Genomic DNA, 17,688 nt, shown 5'->3' on the forward strand with positions numbered 1-17,688 from the left:
GGGCAGTACCGGGCGTCGGCGTGACAGCTAGCTGTCGGAAGCGGCCTTCTTCGGCGCACGCTTGCCGTAGCGAGCCTCGAAACGCGCGACGCGTCCACCGGTATCGAGGATCTTCTGCTTGCCGGTGTAGAACGGGTGGCAGTTGGAGCAGACTTCGACGTTGATACGTCCCGACTCCTTGGTGCTGCGCGTCTCGAACGTGTTACCGCAACCGCAGACGACGGTCGTCGTCACGTAGTTGGGGTGGATTCCTGCCTTCATGGTGTCCCTTTCATGGCCGCCGGGTCGCCTTCGCGGGTCGAAGACGTGAACCGGAGCCGGACTGAGCCTGCCGATTATGCCAAACGTAGGGCCCCGGGAGGAAATTCCCCGGGGCGCCGACGTCAGTCGTCGAGTGCCCCCGGTGCGGTCTTCGCCACATTCATGAGGAACTCGATGTTCGTCTTGGACTTCTTGAGCCGGTCGATGAGCAGATCGATCGCCTGGTGCGAATCGAGGCCCGAAAGCACGCGGCGGAGCTTGTGCACCACGGCGAACTCGTCGGGGCTCATGAGCAGCTCGTCCTTGCGGGTACCGGACGGGTTGACGTCGACCGCCGGGAACACGCGCCGCTCGGCGATCTTCCGGTCGAGCTTGAGCTCGGCGTTACCCGTGCCTTTGAACTCCTCGAAGATCACTGTGTCGCCGGTGGAACCGGTCTCGACCATCGCGGTGGCGATGATCGTGAGCGATCCGCCGTTCTCGATGTTGCGGGCGGCACCGAGGAAACGCTTCGGCGGGTACAGCGCGGTCGAGTCGACACCACCGGAGAGGATGCGTCCGGATGCCGGCGACGAGTTGTTGTACGCGCGGCCGAGACGGGTGATGGAGTCGAGGAGCACCACGACGTCCTGGCCCATCTCCACGAGACGCTTCGCACGCTCGATGGCGAGCTCGGCGACCGAGGTGTGATCCGACGGCGGCCGGTCGAAGGTCGAGGCGATCACCTCACCCTTCACCGAACGCTGCATGTCGGTGACCTCTTCGGGACGCTCGTCGACGAGCACGACCATCAGGTAGCACTCGGGGTTGTTGACGGCGATCGCGTTCGCGATGTCCTGGAGGACGGTGGTCTTACCGGCCTTCGGCGGCGACACGATGAGTGCACGTTGACCCTTACCGATCGGCATGACCAGGTCGATCACGCGCGTGGTGAGGATGTTCGGCTGGGTCTCGAGGCGCAGTCGCTGGTTGGGGTACAGCGGCGTGAGCTTGTTGAACTCGGGGCGGCGCTTGGCCGAGTCGACCTCGCGGCCGTTGACGGTGTCGAGACGAACCAGCGGGTTGAACTTCTGACGCTGGTTGCCTTGCTCGCCCTCACGGGGGACCCGCACGGCGCCGGTGATGGCGTCGCCGCGGCGCAGGCCGTTCTTGCGCACCATGTTCATCGACACGTACACGTCGTTCGGGCCGGCGAGGTAGCCGGAGGTGCGGACGAACGCGTAGTTGTCGAGGACGTCGAGGATGCCGGCGACCGGCTGCAGAACGTCGTCCTCGCGGATCTCGGGCTCGCGCGAGTCCGAACCGCTCTCGCCGCGGTCGCGTCCACGACGACGCTCACGGAAGCGACGACCCCGGCGACCGCGGCCACCTTCCTCGTCGTCTCCCCCACGGTTGTCCTGGCCCTGGCGCGGACCCTGGTTACCACCGTCGCGATCGCCGGCGTCCTGGTTGCGGTCGCCCTGGTTGCGGTCACCCTGGTTACGGTCGCGGCGCGAGGAGCCGTCGCCGGAGTTACGGTCCTGGCCACGCTCGCGGTGCGAGTCGCGATCCTGGACCTTGTCGCGCTGCGAGTCGCGATCCTGGCGACCGTCCTCGGACGCGTCGGCACCCTCGGTCTGCTGGTTCTGGTCGGCGTTGTCGCCACCGCGGCGTCCGCGACGACCACGGCCGCGGCGGTTACCGTCGGATTCGTTGTCGCCACTGGGGGTCTGGCCGCCCTGCAGCTTCTCCTGCGAGCTTTCTTCACCGTGCTTCACGTCGGCCTTCTGCTCGGCCTGTTCGGCGTCGGCCTTCTGCTCGGCCGGTGCGGCGTCGGCCTTCTGCTCGGGCGCGGCGGTCTCGTCGGTGGCGGCACGGCCACGGCGACCGCGGGTGCCACGCGAGGGTGCTCCCTCGGGCTTGTCGGCAGTCTCGGGCTTCCCCGCCGTCTCGGTCTTCGCTGCCGCGTCGGTCTTCTCGGGGGCAGCGGTCTTCTCGGCTGCAGGCTGCTCGGCAGGTGCGGCGGCGCCGCCTCCCTGCTTCTCCTTGATCGCAGCGATGAGATCACCCTTGCGCATCCCGGAGGTGCCCTTGATTCCGAGCTCGGCGGCAAGAGTCCGCAACTCGGCAAGCACCATGCCCGAAAGGCCTGCTCCGCGGCGACCGCGCGTGGTCGTCCGGCTACCGGCCTCGGGAATGTCGAGAGCAGGTGTAGTGATCAGGTCCGTATCTGTCACGGAGATCCTTCCTTCCCTCGCTCGCTCATGCGCAGCAGAGGGTTCGTCCCGCAGATCAGTTCGTCCACTGAGCTGGGATTTGCCGTACGAGTTCAGGGAAAACGAACGGTCGGCACGTCCGCCACCACACCGAAATCCGGTAGGTGCGGTCTGTCCCCCTCCCGGATCCGGGAGCAGGTGAGGATCGATCCAGGCTCGACGCCCCGATGGAGCTGGAGTGATTACCCTGGAGAATCCGGCGACTGATACGCACGACGTGCGGACACCCCACAGAATAGCGACGATCTGTACGTAGAGCAAGAATCGCCGTGCCGGATGGGACGTGTGTGTTGCACCACCCGTCGACCTCCATCCGGCACCATCCGTCGGTCCCCCAGCACTGCGCGTCTACTCAGTCGACCTGGACGCCCTCGGCGATCTCGAGTTCGAGCACCGTCAGTTCGTCGGCCTCGGCGGCGGCCTGCAGTTCGTCGGGCAGCGCGGAGGTCGTGAGCGCGAGCACGGTCGGCCCGGCACCCGAGACGACGGCGGGGATGCCCGCCTCGCGCAGTGCGGCCACCCATTTGGTGGTGAGCGGGAGTGCGGGTGCCCGCTGGGCCTGGTGGAGCAGATCCTGCGTTGCCGGCATCAGCAGCTCGGGCCGCTCGGTGAGCGCGACGACCGCGAGAGCCGCTCGGCTGACGTTGAACGCCGCGTCCCGATGTGGGACGAGTCCGGGCAGCAGGCCCCGGGTGTGGGCCGTCGACGAACGGACCGACGGGACGAAGGCGTACGCCTTGATGTCCGGGTGCACACGCAGGCTCACCGCGCGGTAGGTCCGCTGTTCGGAGTCGACTTCGACCTCGGTCCACGACACCACTGCCCCACCGAGGACGCTCGCGGAGGCGTTATCGGGATGGCCCTCGAACTCGGAGGCGAGCTGCACGAGCTGCTCGTCGTCGAGGACGCGCTCGGGAGCGATCTTGCGGACGAGCCCGTTGGCCGCTGCCAGCCCTCCCACCGCCGCCGAGGCGGAGGATCCCAGGCCACGCGAGTGCGGGATGACGTTGTGGCACACGACGTCCAGTCCGTCCGCCCACACACCGGCGGCCTCGAGTCCCCGCTCGACGGCACGGACCACGAGATGGGAGGGTCCCCACGGAACCTCCTGGGCGCCTTCCCCCTCCACCTTCACGTCGAGCCCGGAAGCCGTTGTCGTGACGGTGATCTCGTCGTACAGACCGAGGGCGAGACCCAGACAATCGAAACCGGGACCGAGATTCGCGCTCGAAGCGGGAACCCGTGCCGTCACCGAAAGCCCCACGGGCAACGTCTGCGTCATGTCCTGATTCCCAACAGAGGAAGGCGTGGCGGTCAACTCAGGCCAACTCGAGCGCGGAGGCGACCGCGACCGGGTCGACCGGGATGGGCTCGACCACGGGCACGTCGCGCAGGGCCGTATCGGGGTCCTTGAGACCGTTGCCGGTCACGGTGCACACGACCTTCAGGCCGCGCTCGAGCCAGCCTTCCTTGCTCGCGGCGAGCAGACCTGCGATGGAGGCGGCCGAGGCCGGCTCGACGAAGATCGACTCGGACTTCGCGAGCAGCCGGTACGCCTCGAGGATCTCCTCGTCGGTCGCCGCACGGAATGCGCCGTTCGACTCCTCCTTGGCGGCCACCGCGCCGTTCCACGATGCGGGAGCGCCGATGCGGATGGCGGTCGCGATGGTCTCGGGATCCTTCACCGGATGGCCGAGGACGAGCGGCGCGGCACCAGCGGCCTGGACGCCGAGCATGCGCGGGCGGCGCGTGCTGAGGCCGTCGGCGGCGTACTCGCTGTAGCCCTTCCAGTAGGCGGTGATGTTGCCGGCATTGCCGACGGGCAGCACATGCACGTCGGGGGCGTCGCCGAGCCCGTCGACGATCTCGAAGGCGGCAGTCTTCTGGCCCTCGATACGCACCGGGTTCACGGAGTTGACCAGACCGATGGTGGAGAACTCCGCGGTGGTCTTGCGTGCCAGTTCCAGACAGTCGTCGAAGTTACCCTCGACCTGCACGATCTTCGCGCCGTGCATGACGGCCTGGGCGAGCTTGCCCATCGCGATCTTGCCCTGCGGGACGAGAACCGCGCAGCCGATGCCGGCGCGCGCGGCGTAGGCGGCGGCCGAGGCCGAGGTGTTGCCGGTGGACGCGCACAGCACCGCCTGCTTGCCGGTCGCGAGGGCCTCGGTGACCGCCATGGTCATACCGCGGTCCTTGAACGAGCCGGTGGGGTTGAGACCCTCGACCTTGACATGCACCTCGCAGCCGGTGATCTCCGACAGGCGCGGAGCCGGGAGCAGCGGCGTGCCACCCTCGCGCAGCGTGACCGTCTTCCAGTCGTCACCGATCGGCAGGCGCGAACGGTACGCCTCGATCAGGCCCGGCCACGGCGTGTGTACGGGGGTGGTGTTCTTCTCGGCCGCGCTCATTCGGCGGATCCCTCCAGTCTCAGGACGCTGGTCACAGCGATCACGGATTCGAGTTTGTCGAGCGCTGCGACGGTATCTGCCAGCGCACGGTCGGTGGCTTGATGGGTGAGTACCACCAGACGGGCAGCGTCGCCCGCGCCTTCCTGGCGGACCGCTGCGATGCTCACGCCCCGCGTGGCGAACTCGGCGGCGACCGCGGAGAGCACGCCGGCCCGGTCGGCGACCTTCAGATTGACGTAGTAGCGGGTGAGGATGTCACTCATGGGCGCGATTTCCAGCTGCGCGTACTTCGATTCACGCGGACCACGACCGCCCTGCACCCGATTGCGGGCGGCCATCACGAGGTCGCCCATCACGGCGGAGGCGGTGGGGGCGCCACCGGCACCCTGGCCGTAGAACATGAGCCGACCCGAGGACTCCGCTTCGACGACGACGGCGTTGAACGCGCCGTTGACCGAGGCCAGCGGGTGCTCGCGGGGCACGAGGGCCGGGTAGACCCGGGCGGACACGCGGTCCTTGCCGTCTGCGGACGGGACGCGCTCGCACAGCGCGAGCAGCTTGATCGTGCAGTTGAGCGCGCGCGCAGAGGTGAGGTCGGCGGCGGTGATCGAGGAGATGCCCTCGCGGTAGACGTCGGCGGCCGTCACGCGGGTGTGGAAGGCGATCGACGCGAGGATCGCCGCCTTCGAGGCGGCGTCGAAGCCTTCGACGTCGGCGGTGGGATCGGCCTCGGCGTATCCGAGGCGGCCCGCCTCGGCGAGCGTCTCGCCGTAGTCGGCGCCCGTCTCGTCCATGGCCGAGAGGATGTAGTTCGTGGTGCCGTTGACGATGCCGACGACCCGGTTGACCTTGTCGCCCGCGAGCGACTGGGTAAGCGGGCGGATCACCGGGATCGCGCCGGCCACGGACGCCTCGAAGTACAGGTCGACGTTGCGGGCCTCGGCCACCTCGGCCAGTTCGCCGGTGTAGGCGGCGAGCAGTGCCTTGTTGGCGGTGACGACGGACTTGCCGGCGTCGAGCGCCGTGCGCACGAGCTTGCGGGGCAGTTCGATGCCACCGATGAGCTCGACGACGATGTCGACGTCGTCGCGGCGGATCAGCGCCTCGGCGTTCGTCGTGACCAGTTCCGCGGGAAGACCCCGGTCGCGGGCGGCGTCGCGCACGGCGACGCCCCTCAGCTCGAGGGGGGCACCGATGCGCGCCTCGAGATCCGCGGCGTCCTCGCGGATGATCCGCGCGACCTCGGCACCGACGGTGCCATGTCCGAGAACCGCCACACCCACCGGACGCCGGCCCGAAGCATCGGTCGCCGTTACACTGGTCACTCCGAAACCTCCAAGTTGAGCAGATCTTCGAGGGTCTCGCGGCGCAGCAGAACGCGCGAGACGCCGTCCTTGACCGCCACGACGGCGGGGCGAGGAAGCAGGTTGTACCTGCTCGACATCGAGTAGCAGTATGCACCCGTCGCCGCGACCGCCAGTAAATCACCGGCTGCGACGTCTGCGGGCATCCAAGCGTCGCGGATGACGATGTCGCCGCTCTCGCAGTGCTTGCCGACGACGCGCGAGACCACCGGCTCGGCGTCGCTCACGCGGGAGACGAGGCGCGACTCGTACTCCGCCTGGTACAGCGATGTGCGGATGTTGTCGCTCATGCCGCCGTCGACGCTGATGTAGCGGCGGACGTGCCCGGAACCGACCTCGACGTCCTTGAGGGTTCCCACCTCGTAGAGCGTCACTGTGCCCGGTCCGGCGATGGCGCGGCCCGGTTCGACCGCGAGGGTCGGGGCCGGCAGCCCGGCGAGCGCGGACTCGGTGCGGACGATGTCGCCCAGTTTCGCCGCGAGGTCGGCGACCGGCGGCGGGTCGTCGCTCGGCACGTACGAGATGCCCAGACCACCGCCGAGATCGACGATGTTCATCTGCGAGGTCTTGTCGACACCGAACTCGGCGACGATGTCGCGCAGCAGGCCGATGACGCGGTGGGCGGCCAGTTCGAAGCCGTCGACATCGAAGATCTGCGAGCCGATGTGGCTGTGCAGGCCGACGAGGCGGAGATTGTCGGCCGCGAAGACGCGGCGCACGGCCTGCATGGCGTTGCCACCGGCGAGCGAGAGCCCGAACTTCTGGTCCTCGTGCGCGGTGGAGATGAACTCGTGGGTGTGGGCCTCGACGCCCACGGTCACGCGGATGAGCACGTCCTGGACGACACCGGCCTCACCGGCGACCGCGTCGAGCCGGTCGATTTCGGCGAGCGAGTCGAGCACGATGTGCCCGACCCCGGCGGTCACGGCGGCCTGCAGTTCGCGGACGGACTTGTTGTTGCCGTGCATCGCGATCTTCCCGGCGGGGAATCCGGCGTGCAGGGCCACGGCGAGCTCACCGCCGGACGCGACGTCGAGCGAGAGCCCTTCCTGATGAACCCACCGTGCGATCTCGCTGCACAGGAACGCCTTCGACGCGTAGTGCACCTTCGCCGACGGGCCGAAGGCCTCGGCGATCTCCCGGCAGCGGGAGCGGAAGTCGTCTTCGTCGACGACGAACAGCGGGGTGCCGTACTTCTCGGCGAGCTCGGTCACCGGGATACCGGCGATGCGCATGACGCCGTCCTCGCCGCGCGCGGCATTGCGGGGCCACACGTGCGGGGCCAGCGCGTTGAGCGCCGCGGTGTCGGCCGGGCGCTCGGGCAGGTTGGGGGCGTGCGGGATCTGGGCGTGACGCGGTCCCGCGGGGTGCGCGTTCACATCCGCTCCGGGGCGGTGACGCCGAGCAGGCCGAGGCCGTTGGCGAGGACCTGGCGTGCGGCCGCGCACAACGCGAGTCGCGCGGTGTGCAGCGGTCCGGCCTCCTCGTCGCCCTGCGGCAGGATCCGGCAGGCGTCGTAGAAGCGGTGGTAGGTGCCCGCGAGTTCCTCGAGATAGCGGGCGACGCGGTGCGGTTCGCGCAGTTCGGCCGCCTTTGCCAGCACCCGGGGGTACTCGCCGAGGGTGCGGATGAGGTCGCCCTCGCGCTCGTGGGTGAGTAGCGAGAAGTCGGCGCCCTCGGCGGTCAGGCCGAGATCGGCGGCGTTGCGCGCGATCGACGACAGTCGTGCGTGGGCGTACTGGACGTAGTAGACCGGGTTCTCGTTCGTGGTGCTCGCCCACAGCTCGAGGTCGATGTCGATGCTCTGGTCCACCGAGGAACGCACGAGCGAGTAGCGGGCGGCGTCGACGCCGATCGCCTCGACGAGGTCGTCGAGGGTGATCACGGTGCCGGCCCGCTTGCTCATCCTCACGGCCTCGCCGCCACGGACGAGGTTGACCATCTGGCCGATCATCACCTCGACGGTGTCGGGGTCGTCGCCGAACGCCGCCGCGGCGGCCTTCAGACGCGCGATGTAGCCGTGGTGGTCGGCACCGAGCATGTAGATGCACAGGTCGAAGCCGCGCGAGCGCTTGTCCTGGAAGTAGGCGATGTCGCCGGCGATGTAGGCGGCGTTGCCGTCGGACTTGATGACGACACGGTCCTTGTCGTCGCCGTAATCGGTGCTCTTGAGCCACCACGCGCCGTCGTCGAAGTACAGATTGCCCGACGCCTTCAGGGTCTCGACGGCCTTCTCGACGGCTCCGCTCTCGAAGAGGGAGTTCTCGTGGAAGTACACGTCGAAGTCGACGCCGAACTCGTGGAGGGTGCGCTTGATGTGCGCGAACATCAGGTCCACGCCGATCGAGCGGAACGTCTCGTGCCGCTCGTCCTCGGGGAGCTCGAGGGCGTCGGGGCGCTGCTCGAGCACGGAGGAGGCGATGTCGACGATGTACGCGCCGGCGTAGCCGTCCTCGGGGGCGGGCTGTCCGAGTGCGGAGGCGATGAGCGACCGGGTGAAGCGGTCGATCTGCGCGCCGTGGTCGTTGAAGTAGTACTCGCGGGTGACCTCGCCATCCTGGGCGGTAAGGATGCGTCCGAGCGCGTCGCCGACCGCGGCCCAGCGGGTGCCACCGAGGTGGATCGGGCCGGTGGGGTTGGCGGAGACGAACTCGAGGTTGATCCTCGTGTTCGCGAGGTCGCTGCCGGTGCCGTAGGCGGCGCCCTCGGCGAGCACCTTCGCCACGATCGCTCCCTGGGCGTCGGCGGCGAGCCGGATGTTGAGGAAGCCGGGGCCCGCGACCTCGGCGGAGTCGATGCCGTCGGCGGCGGTCAAGGCTTCGGCGAGCCAGGTGGCGAGTTCGCGGGGATTGACGCCGACCTTCTTCGCAACCTGCATCGCGACGTTGGTCGCGTAGTCGCCGTGCTCCGGATTGCGCGGGCGCTCGACGGTGAGGGTCTCGGGAAGAACGGACGCGTCGAGACCACGGTCGGTGAGGACACCGGCGGCGGTTCCGCGGAGCAGCTGAGCAAGGTCGGAGGGAGTCACAGGTGTCCATCCTATTGGCTGGTCGATCGCGGCGCCGACGCTCCCCCTACCGGCAGGTCCGGGCACCGCGCGAGAGCACGCCCGTAGAGTTGTGGGTGTTTGTGCGCCCGATGGGCGCGCGTCCGCCTGTCCACCCGTCGAAAGAGCACACAGCGATGCCCAGCGGTTCGGTTAGTGGCGGCTCCGGTAACAAGAAGACCGGAGCCAAGTCGTCGAAGGCCATTCAGGCCGCCAAGAAGAAGAGCGGCGGCGCTCCCGGGGTCTCCGCGCAGCGCCAGATCCCGTGGTTGACGATCGGCGGCGTGGCCCTGGTCGTCGTGCTGGTCGCCGTGATCGCTGTGAGCCTCATCCCGAAGTATCAGAACCAGCAGGAGATGTCGGCGTGGACGCCGTCGGAGTCCAACCAGGACCCGTCGGACGACATCGAGGGCGTGCTGAAGATCGAGTACCCGGCCGGTGTGCACGTCGCGCCGGGCCAGCGCGTCGCGTACGACCAGTCGCCGCCGTTCGGTGGCCCTCACGACTCCGTCTGGGCGACCTGCACCGGAACGGTCTACGAGCAGCCTGTGCGGAACGAGAACATGGTGCATTCGCTCGAGCACGGCGCCGTGTGGGTGGCATACAACCCCGATCTGCTCGACGACGCCGCGGTCGACACGCTCCGCGCGAAGGTCGACGGCCGCACCTACATGGTGATGTCACCGTATCCGGGACTCGAGGCTCCCGTCTCACTGCAGTCGTGGGGTCACCGGCTCGAGGTCGACAGCGTCGACGACGAGCGCATCGACCAGTTCATCAGCGCGCTGCGCCTGAACCAGTACACCTACCCCGAGGTGGGTGCGAGCTGCTCGACGATCCCCGGTTCGTTCGATCCGGCGAACCCGCCGGCCTTCGACGCCTCCGAGCCCGGCCCCGACGCGGTGCCGATGAACGCGGAGACCGCGGGCGACATGCAGCAGGCACCGGCCGGGAGCTGACGATGAGCGAGACCTCCTCGGACATCTCCACCCCCGAGCGTGGTGGGCACAACCGGCTGCTGCTGGTGCTGCTCACCGTCGCTGCGGTCACCGTCGGTTTCCTCGCGGGGTTCCTGTCCCGGATCCCCTTCGAGGACTCCGCGCAGGCGGCGCCGGAGGCCGGCTCGGTGGACGTCGGATTCGCGCAGGACATGATCGTGCACCACGACCAGGGCGTCGAGATGGCCGCCGTGGTGGTCTCCAACTCGGAGGACGATCGGATCCGCAACATCGCGTACGACATCCTCACCACCCAGCAGAACCAGATCGGCCAGATGCAGGGCTGGTTGTCACTGTGGGGACAGCCGGCGCTGCCGACGGGCGAGTACATGGAGTGGATGACCGAGACGGAGACGGGTCACGGACACGGTGATCACGGTGCGACCGCCGAGTCCGAGGATTCGGACGGCTCGCACCTGATGCCGGGGATGGCGACCTCCGAGGATCTCGCGAATCTCCGGGCCGCTCGCGGTCCCGAACTGGACGTGCTCTTCCTTCAGCTGATGCTGCGCCACCACGAGGGTGGTCTGCCGATGATGGAGTACGGCGAGCAGTACGCGAGCACCTCGGCAGTGCGCAATCTGGCGGGCACGATGGTCGCGACGCAGCAGGGTGAGTCGGACCTGATGAGGTCGCTGCTCGCCGAGCGCGGCGCCGAACCGCTGCCCCTCAACTGAGTCTTCGCGCGGGCGAACCGCGACTTCGGGCCGAAAACCGGCTCTGACCTGGCGATGTGGAGTTGAGCGTTCGATGCGCTAGGCTAACTCCCGCACCTCCGGTCATCCGGTGGTCCGGACGCCCTCGTAGCTCAGGGGATAGAGCGCTTGCCTCCGGAGCAAGAAGTCGCAGGTTCGAATCCTGCCGAGGGCACCACGAAGGCTCCGCTTCTCATGAAGCGGGGCCTTCAGGTGTTCCAGGGCCTTCGGTGTCCCAGAGGCCGGTCAGTTTCCGGTGGTGAAGGGTGTGGGATCGAAGTAGTCGCGGCAGGCCGCGATCTTACCGTCGACGATCTCGAAGACGCCTGTGACGGGCAGCTCGATCGTCCGGCCGTTCATCGTGAACACATCGGTGCGTTCGTTGAGCACGACGTTGCCGGAGACCGCCTGGTGGTGGATGCGGTAGTCGATGGCCCCGAAGGACGTCACGAAGCCCACGATGTACTTCTCGATCGCCGCGCGGCCGCGGATCGGTTCCATCGGGATGTTGTGGAAGACCGCATCCTCGGCGAAGAAGGCCGCGAGCTCGGCAGGATCGGGATCGGCCCAGCGACGGCAGAACTCGGTGACCAGCTCGTCGGGGCTCATCGGGTCTGCACGCGCGCGAAGCGGGCGGGTTCCGTACCGGGCACGCGACGGACCCGTCCCCGCTCGATGAGCTGCCGGACGTGCGCCGAGCCCTCTGCGAGCGCCATCCGCTTGCCGTGCAAGGGAGTCTCGTCCCACGGCCGGTACCAGCGCATGCGGGCGGTGGCCTCCCACAGCGTGAGTTCCTCGTCGCCGAACGCGTCGTAGAGATCGTCGAGGCGCTGGTCGTGATGGGCGATCAATTCGCCGACGCGGTGCGGCAGGTCGTCGATCTGCTGCCGGTGCGCGGGCAGTGCGCGTCGCACGGGCAGGCCGGCGACCGCGCGCAGCGAGTCGAGGTACTCCCCCAGCGCGTCGCGTTGCGGCAGAGGGAAATCGAACTCGCCGACGTGCGGGGTCGTGGTCGCGAGGACGTGGTCGCCGCTGAACAGCACGCCGTGTTCCTCGAGCAGGAAACACGCGTGGCCGGCGGTGTGGCCGGGGGTCAGCACGGTGCGCAGGGATCGTCCCGTCAGCGGGATCGTCTCGTCGGCACCGAGTTTGCGGTCGGGCAGCGCGTCGGGACGGCCGACCGCCGGTACGAGGGTGGCCAGCGACTCCTCGATCGCGTCCTCGGGTGCCCCTGCGCGGCGCAGCAGTTCGGCTTCCTGGGGACGGCGATCGTCGTCGGAGAGCATGACCTCGAGGTGGGCGAAGTCGGCCTCGTTCATCGCGACCCAGCACCCGGAGGCCTCCCGGATGCGTCCGGTTAGCCCGACGTGGTCGGGATGGAAGTGGGTGACCACCACGCCCTCGACGTCGGTGACCGACAGGCCCGCGGTGGCCAGGCCGTCCTGCAGCGCCGCCCACGACCGGTCGTCGTTCCAGCCGACGTCGACGAGAACGACGCCACGCGGGGATTCCATCACGTAGACCTGGGTGTCGCCGACCGGCAGGTCCGCCACCGGGACGGGAACGACGTGGATGCCGTCCCCGATATCACGCGCTTCGGCCATGGTGATGCCTCTCGATCATGGTGACTTTCGTTCGAAAGCTACAACAATGAATTCAACTATTACCCTGCGCGGGCTCGATGATCGCCACGATCGATCGGATCTCCCCCGCCGGGATGTCGAAGTGCTCGGTCACCGCGACCGACGTCTCGGCGCCCGGACCTGCTGCGATGTCCAGGACGAACCGCGCGACGACACTGTGGTGCCATTCGCGGAACTGCAGGTCGCGGACGCGGCGGATGGGCCGGTATTCCGGGCCGTTCTCGAGGCGGTCGCGGATCTCGATGCCGCTGTCGCCGGTGCGTTCCCCGTTCTCGACCCGCCAGGCGTCCTCGGCGAGCCGGACGTGGGACGCGTCGTGGCTGACCAGGGATCGGATGTATGCGCGTGCCATCGCGGCGCGGGGGCTGTCGGTCGGCCCGGTGGCGTGCGCGGCCAGCGCGGACATCACCTCCGGTGCCCAGTCTGCGCGGCAGATCACGAGGTCGGGCAGATACGGGTGCGGCCGGTTGTATTCGAGTTCGCTGCCGTCGATCCGCGCGCAGTGCAGACCCGCAGCGCGCGCGACCGCGACCGGCGCCGCCGAATCCCACTCCCACTGACCTCCGGCGTGGATGTAGGCGTCGGCCTCCCCGCGGACCACCGCCATGGCCTTGGCACCGGCCGACCCCATCCGGATCAGATCGGCACCGAGATCGCGGGCCAGATCGAAGACGAAGGCGGGCGGCCTGCTCCCGCTGATGACGATGCGGGGGCGACGGCGGGCCGGCCGCGGCGCCGGGACCGGATCTGCGGTGCTGTGGACGACGCCGATCGCCGGTTGCGCGACCGCGGCGGCGGTGAGCCCTCGTCCTGCCTCCCAGAGCGCGATGTGGACCGCCCAGTCGACATGGTCGGGCATCCCGTACTCCTTCGACCCGTCGAGCGGGTCGATGATCCAGACGCGGTCGGCGCCGACCCGGGCCGGATCGTCCGCGGATTCCTCCGAGAGCACCGCGTCGCCGGGCCGCGCGGTCGCCAGCCGTTCGAGGATGTAGGTGTTGGCGGCGTGGTCGCCGCGCCGGCCCAGCTCGCGCCCGGTAAGGGCATCCGATTCGATGGCGCGGACCGTGAGCAGCAGTTCACCTGCGCCGGAAGCCGTCTCGGCCGCGAGCCGAGCGTCGTCGCTGTTGTCGTGCGTCATGGCCTCAACAATTCCACGACGAGGCCCGCCTGCACGGCAGGCGTGCCGTCGTGGGGGCGCACGACCAGCTCGGGATCGGACGGTGGTTCGTAGGGATCATCGACGCCGGTGAAACCGGTGATCTCACCGGCACGTGCCCGCGCGTACATGCCCTTCGGGTCGCGGGCCTCGCAGTCGGCGAGCGGCGTATCGACGAAGACCTCGACGAACCGGATCCCGGACTCCTCGTGCTGCCGGCGGATGCGGTCGCGGTCCTGACGGTAGGGACTGATGAGCGCGCAGATCGCGACGAGTCCGGCGTCGGCCATCAGCTGTGCGACCGCACCGACGCGGCGGACGTTCTCCGCGCGGTCCTCCGGACCGAAGCCGAGGTCGGCGTTGAGGCCGTGCCGGAGGTTGTCGCCGTCGAGGCGGTAGGCGGGGATGCCCTCGGCGAGCAGTCGTCGTTCGAGTTCGACGGCGAGGGTGGACTTGCCGGAGGCGGACAGCCCGGTGAGCCATACCGTCGCCCCGGCCCTCCCCCGTTCGGGCCGTGAGACCGCCGCCGAGTGCCAGACCACCGCCGTGTCGGCGAGTGTCGGGCCGGTGATCGTTCCGGCCGCGACGGTGTTGCCGGTACGTTCGTCGACGAGCACGAAGCTTCCGGTGGTGCGGTTGCGCCGGTAGGGGTCGAACAGCAGCGGCTGTTGCGTCCACAATTGCACGCGGCCGATCTCGTTGAGACCGAGCGTTGTCGCGGCCTCGTCGCGGTGCAGGCTGTTGACGTCGAGGCGGTAGTCCAGCCGCGCGACCCGCGCGGTGGTCGAGCGCGTGGTGTGCAGCAGGGCGTAGCGGGCGTCCGGATCGAGGGCGGAGCGTTCGTCGAACCAGCACACCATGGCGTCGATCTCGTGGCCGACGAGCGGACGATTGTTGGGGCGGCACAGCATGTCGCCGCGTCCGACGTCGAGGTCGTCCTCGAGTTCGACGCACACCGCCGCACCGGCGAAGGCGTGCTCGAGTTCCGTCCCGCCCGGCCCCCACAACGTTCGCACCCGCGTTCCGAAACCGGAAGGGAGAACGACCACCTCATCGCCGGGCGCGAATCCGCCGGCGGCGACCGTCCCGGCGTAGCCGCGGAAGTCGCGGTGCTCACCCTCGCCCGGCCGGATGACGTACTGCACGGGCAGTCGGGCATCGATGAGGTTGGTGTCCGACGCGATGTGGACCTGTTCGAGATGGTGCAGCAGCGAAGTCCCCTCGTACCACGGCATGTTCGCGGTGCGGGAGACGACGTTGTCGCCGTGCAGGGCGGAGACGGGAACGAAGGCGAGGTCGGGCATGTCGAGCTTCGCCGCGAGATTCCGGAACTCGTCGCAGATCTCGTCGAACCGGCTCTGCGACCAGTCCACCAGGTCCATCTTGTTGATGCACAGCACCACGTGCCGCACCCCGAGCAGCGACGCGAGAAAGGCGTGCCGGCGGGTCTGCTCGACGATGCCGTTGCGGGCGTCGACGAGGACGAGTGCCAGGTCTGCGGTGGACGCCCCGGTGACCATGTTGCGCGTGTACTGCTCGTGACCGGGAGTGTCGGCGATGACGAATGTTCTGTGCGCCGTGGCGAAATAGCGATAGGCGACGTCGATCGTGATGCCCTGTTCGCGTTCGGCGCGCAGGCCGTCGGTGAGCAGCGCGAGATCGGCGCGGTCGGCGCCGCGGTCGAGGCTCGTGCGGGTCACCGCCTCGAGTTGGTCCTCGAAGACGGCCTTCGAGTCGAACAGCAATCGGCCGATGAGCGTGGACTTGCCGTCGTCGACGCTGCCGGCGGTGGCGATGCGCAGCAGGTGGGACATCAGAAATAGCCTTCCCTCTTGCGGTCTTCCATTCCGGCGTCGGAGATCCGGTCGTCCGCCCGCGTGGCGCCGCGTTCGGTGACCCTGCTGGCGGAGACCTCGGTGACCACCTCGTCCGCGGTGGTGGCGGCGGATTCGACGCAGCCGGTGCACGTCGCGTCACCGACGGTGCGGAACCGGACGAGGCTCTCGCGCGGAGTCTCCCCGGGGAGGAGGGGTAAGAAAACGGTTGTGCGCGAGCAGCATTCCGTCGCGCTCGATCACCGGTCGCCGGTGGGCGTAGTACAGGGACGGCAGGTCGACGCCCTCGTCGCGGATGTAGCGCCAGATGTCGAGTTCGGTCCAGTTGGACAGCGGGAAGACCCGCATGTGTTCGCCGCGGCGGTGCCGGCCGTTGTACAGCTGCCACAGTTCGGGTCGCTGCGCCTTCGGGTCCCACTGCCCGAACTCGTCGCGCAGGCTGAAGACGCGTTCCTTCGCGCGGGCCTTCTCCTCGTCGCGACGAGCACCCCCGAAGACGGCGTCGAATCCCCCTTCCCGCAACGCGCGCAGGAGGGTTCCGGTCTGCAGCCGGTTGCGGGTCGCGTGCGGTCCGTCGTCCTCGACGGCACGCCCGGCATCGATGTCGTCCTGCACCGAGGCGACGATCGACCGGATCCCCAGGCGCTCGACGGTGCGGTCGCGGAAGTCGATCACCTCGTCGAAGTTGTGCCCGGTGTCGATGTGCAGGACGGGGAACGGCAGCGGCGCCGGCCAGAACGCCTTGGCCGCGAGGTGGAGCATCACCGCGGAGTCCTTACCACCCGAGAACAGCAGGACGGGACGGGAGAAGGTCGCGGCGACCTCGCGGAAGATGTGCACGGACTCGGCTTCGAGCGCACCGAGCAGCGAAAGTTCGTAGGTCGGTGGTCGTTGCGGTGGCACCGTGGTCACTCGCGCCCCTCTCACCCGGCTCGGTACACATGTGTACCGATGCGGTCGAAGATTACTCCGCAACAGTAGAACGAGTTTCAATTCCAGGTCAACGGGTGGTCTCCGCAGCCCTCCGTCAGCGCGGTGGCCGGTGTCCGCCGAGATCTGCGGTGATCGCATCCGCGACCGCCACGAGCGCCGCGCCGTACCGTTCGATCCCGGCGGCGTCCACCTCCCGCTCGAGGTGCAGCGTGAGCACGAGCGACTGGTGGCCGTCGGGATCGTAGGCCGGGGCGGCCACGAGGTTGACCGCCCGCTTCTCCCCCGCGGCGAAGGCGTCGGGCAGCAGCACGCGCTCGCCGGGGCTGGCCACGAGTTCCGCCAGCATCTCCCTCATCTCGGGCGCGAGGTCGTGCGAGACCACTCCCGCCATGAGGGCGTACAGGCGACGGCCGCCGGGAGTGAGGGACTCCGCCAGATAACCTGTCCGGCGACATTCGGTGACGATCCGCCACAGCTCGTCGCGGTCGACGGTCACGGGCAGGGTCGGCTCTCGCCGCAGCCACTGTTCGATGCGCTCGTCGGTGTCCCACAGCACGTACATCAGCCCCACCGGGGGCGCGAAGGGGTACACCTCCCCCACGCGTGCCGCCGCGGCCGTGCCGTGGCCACCGATGACGTCGAGCACCGCGATCCGGTCGCCGACGACCGCCGACGCAGAGCACATCACGGCGAACTCCTCGGAGAGGGCGGCGAGATGCCGGTGGGCGACCGGCCCGGACGCGAAGCCGCGCTGGGCTGCGCGTCCCGCGACGATCAGTGCCGACCCGAGACCGTAGGTCTTGTCGACGGGGTCGCGGATCAGATAACCCGCGTCGGCGAGCACGGTGAGGATGCCCAAGCAGGTGGGCTTGCTCAGATCGAGTTCGCGCGCCAGTTCCGACAGTCCGAAACGGACGCCGGGTCGCGCGACGAGGTGGTCGAGGACCTGCACGACGCGTTCCGTGGGCGGCGACCGGCGGGCGGCTCCCGCCCCGGCGGTCGGCTTCCCGAGTGTCTCGGTCTCGCGACGAGCCATTGACCCTCCCTGGAACACGTTCTACTCTCGGCGCAACGGAAGACTACCGCAG

Annotated in this window: 14 protein-coding genes, 1 tRNA gene and 1 pseudogene; 3 read left to right on the plus strand and 13 right to left on the minus strand. The window is 68.9% G+C overall.

All coding sequences use genetic code 11. From position 1 onward, the window contains the following. Positions 1-27: 27 nt before the first annotated feature. The 7 genes from rpmE to argS form a co-directional block, all read right to left on the minus strand. Positions 28-261 (minus strand): 50S ribosomal protein L31, encoded by a 234-nt coding sequence (gene rpmE / locus NVV99_RS20685; protein ID WP_006552583.1) that lies wholly within the window; start codon positions 259-261, stop codon positions 28-30. 122 nt (positions 262-383) lie between these two features. Beyond that, positions 384-2,378 (minus strand): transcription termination factor Rho, encoded by a 1,995-nt coding sequence (gene rho / locus NVV99_RS20690; RefSeq protein WP_024103701.1) that lies wholly within the window; start codon positions 2,376-2,378, stop codon positions 384-386. A 490-nt stretch (positions 2,379-2,868) separates the two neighbouring features. Next, a complete protein-coding gene (thrB, locus tag NVV99_RS20695) occupies positions 2,869-3,798 on the minus strand; it encodes a homoserine kinase (RefSeq protein WP_024103700.1) in 930 nt (309 codons plus the stop codon). Between the two features lie 37 nt (positions 3,799-3,835). Then, complete coding sequence (gene thrC, locus NVV99_RS20700) at positions 3,836-4,927, minus strand: threonine synthase (protein WP_024103699.1); 1,092 nt, start codon at positions 4,925-4,927, stop codon at positions 3,836-3,838. Then, entirely contained in the window at positions 4,924-6,210 is a 1,287-nt protein-coding gene (locus tag NVV99_RS20705) for a homoserine dehydrogenase (protein WP_016693794.1), read from the minus strand. The genes thrC and NVV99_RS20705 overlap by 4 nt, the downstream gene beginning before the upstream one ends. Positions 6,211-6,248: 38 nt before the next feature. After that, positions 6,249-7,670 carry a diaminopimelate decarboxylase gene (gene lysA, locus NVV99_RS20710; protein ID WP_024103697.1) on the minus strand — a complete coding sequence of 474 codons (1,422 nt, stop codon included), beginning with the start codon at positions 7,668-7,670 and terminating at the stop codon, positions 6,249-6,251. Continuing rightward, positions 7,667-9,319 (minus strand): arginine--tRNA ligase, encoded by a 1,653-nt coding sequence (gene argS, locus NVV99_RS20715; RefSeq protein ID WP_024103696.1) that lies wholly within the window; start codon positions 9,317-9,319, stop codon positions 7,667-7,669. The genes lysA and argS overlap by 4 nt, the downstream gene beginning before the upstream one ends. Positions 9,320-9,474: 155 nt before the next feature. Here argS and NVV99_RS20720 point away from each other — a divergent pair, with 155 nt between their 5' ends. The 3 genes from NVV99_RS20720 (at position 9,475) to NVV99_RS20730 (ending at position 11,208) form a co-directional block, all read left to right on the plus strand. Beyond that, positions 9,475-10,296 (plus strand): DUF3105 domain-containing protein, encoded by an 822-nt coding sequence (locus tag NVV99_RS20720; protein WP_024103695.1) that lies wholly within the window; start codon positions 9,475-9,477, stop codon positions 10,294-10,296. A gap of 2 nt (positions 10,297-10,298) precedes the next feature. Beyond that, a complete protein-coding gene (locus tag NVV99_RS20725) occupies positions 10,299-11,012 on the plus strand; it encodes a DUF305 domain-containing protein (RefSeq protein WP_006552575.1) in 714 nt (237 codons plus the stop codon). A 120-nt stretch (positions 11,013-11,132) separates the two neighbouring features. After that, a tRNA-Arg gene (locus tag NVV99_RS20730) sits at positions 11,133-11,208 on the plus strand. 68 nt (positions 11,209-11,276) lie between these two features. On the opposite strand, the gene NVV99_RS20735 is transcribed toward NVV99_RS20730, so the two are convergent. The 6 genes and pseudogenes from NVV99_RS20735 to NVV99_RS20760 form a co-directional block, all read right to left on the minus strand. Then, on the minus strand, positions 11,277-11,639 hold the full coding sequence (locus NVV99_RS20735; protein ID WP_006552574.1) for a limonene-1,2-epoxide hydrolase family protein: 363 nt from the start codon (positions 11,637-11,639) through the stop codon (positions 11,277-11,279). Then, positions 11,636-12,634: an MBL fold metallo-hydrolase gene (locus NVV99_RS20740; protein ID WP_024103693.1), complete on the minus strand. Its 999-nt coding sequence runs from the start codon at positions 12,632-12,634 to the stop codon at positions 11,636-11,638. The genes NVV99_RS20735 and NVV99_RS20740 overlap by 4 nt, the downstream gene beginning before the upstream one ends. 52 nt (positions 12,635-12,686) lie before the next feature. Next, positions 12,687-13,814 carry a 3'(2'),5'-bisphosphate nucleotidase CysQ gene (locus tag NVV99_RS20745; RefSeq protein WP_006552572.1) on the minus strand — a complete coding sequence of 376 codons (1,128 nt, stop codon included), beginning with the start codon at positions 13,812-13,814 and terminating at the stop codon, positions 12,687-12,689. After that, entirely contained in the window at positions 13,811-15,646 is a 1,836-nt protein-coding gene (cysC, locus tag NVV99_RS20750; protein ID WP_024103692.1) for an adenylyl-sulfate kinase, read from the minus strand. Before cysC ends, NVV99_RS20745 begins: the two co-directional genes overlap by 4 nt. Next, a pseudogene (gene cysD, locus NVV99_RS20755) lies at positions 15,646-16,579 on the minus strand (sulfate adenylyltransferase subunit CysD). The gene cysC and the pseudogene cysD overlap by 1 nt, the downstream one beginning before the upstream one ends. A 115-nt stretch (positions 16,580-16,694) precedes the next feature. Then, positions 16,695-17,636, minus strand: coding sequence for an IclR family transcriptional regulator (locus NVV99_RS20760; protein WP_024103691.1), 942 nt, complete (start codon positions 17,634-17,636; stop codon positions 16,695-16,697). Between the last annotated feature and the right edge of the window lie 52 nt (positions 17,637-17,688).

It is taken from the genome of Rhodococcus sp. PAE-6 (genome assembly GCF_025290685.1).
Classification (GTDB): domain Bacteria; phylum Actinomycetota; class Actinomycetes; order Mycobacteriales; family Mycobacteriaceae; genus Rhodococcus; species Rhodococcus pyridinivorans.

What these genes read in the sequence shown, in the direction of transcription:
- rpmE (WP_006552583.1), bottom strand. Translation starts at nt 261, where the DNA reads ATGAAGGCAGGAATCCACCCCAACTACGTGACGACGACCGTCGTCTGC.
- rho (WP_024103701.1), bottom strand. Translation starts at nt 2,378, where the DNA reads ATGGTGCTTGCCGAGTTGCGGACTCTTGCCGCCGAGCTCGGAATCAAG.
- thrB (WP_024103700.1), bottom strand. Translation starts at nt 3,798, where the DNA reads ATGACGCAGACGTTGCCCGTGGGGCTTTCGGTGACGGCACGGGTTCCC.
- thrC (WP_024103699.1), bottom strand. Translation starts at nt 4,927, where the DNA reads ATGAGCGCGGCCGAGAAGAACACCACCCCCGTACACACGCCGTGGCCG.
- NVV99_RS20720 (WP_024103695.1), top strand. Translation starts at nt 9,475, where the DNA reads ATGCCCAGCGGTTCGGTTAGTGGCGGCTCCGGTAACAAGAAGACCGGA.
- NVV99_RS20725 (WP_006552575.1), top strand. Translation starts at nt 10,299, where the DNA reads ATGAGCGAGACCTCCTCGGACATCTCCACCCCCGAGCGTGGTGGGCAC.
- NVV99_RS20735 (WP_006552574.1), bottom strand. Translation starts at nt 11,639, where the DNA reads ATGAGCCCCGACGAGCTGGTCACCGAGTTCTGCCGTCGCTGGGCCGAT.
- NVV99_RS20740 (WP_024103693.1), bottom strand. Translation starts at nt 12,634, where the DNA reads ATGGCCGAAGCGCGTGATATCGGGGACGGCATCCACGTCGTTCCCGTC.
- NVV99_RS20745 (WP_006552572.1), bottom strand. Translation starts at nt 13,814, where the DNA reads ATGACGCACGACAACAGCGACGACGCTCGGCTCGCGGCCGAGACGGCT.
- cysC (WP_024103692.1), bottom strand. Translation starts at nt 15,646, where the DNA reads ATGTCCCACCTGCTGCGCATCGCCACCGCCGGCAGCGTCGACGACGGC.
- NVV99_RS20760 (WP_024103691.1), bottom strand. Translation starts at nt 17,636, where the DNA reads ATGGCTCGTCGCGAGACCGAGACACTCGGGAAGCCGACCGCCGGGGCG.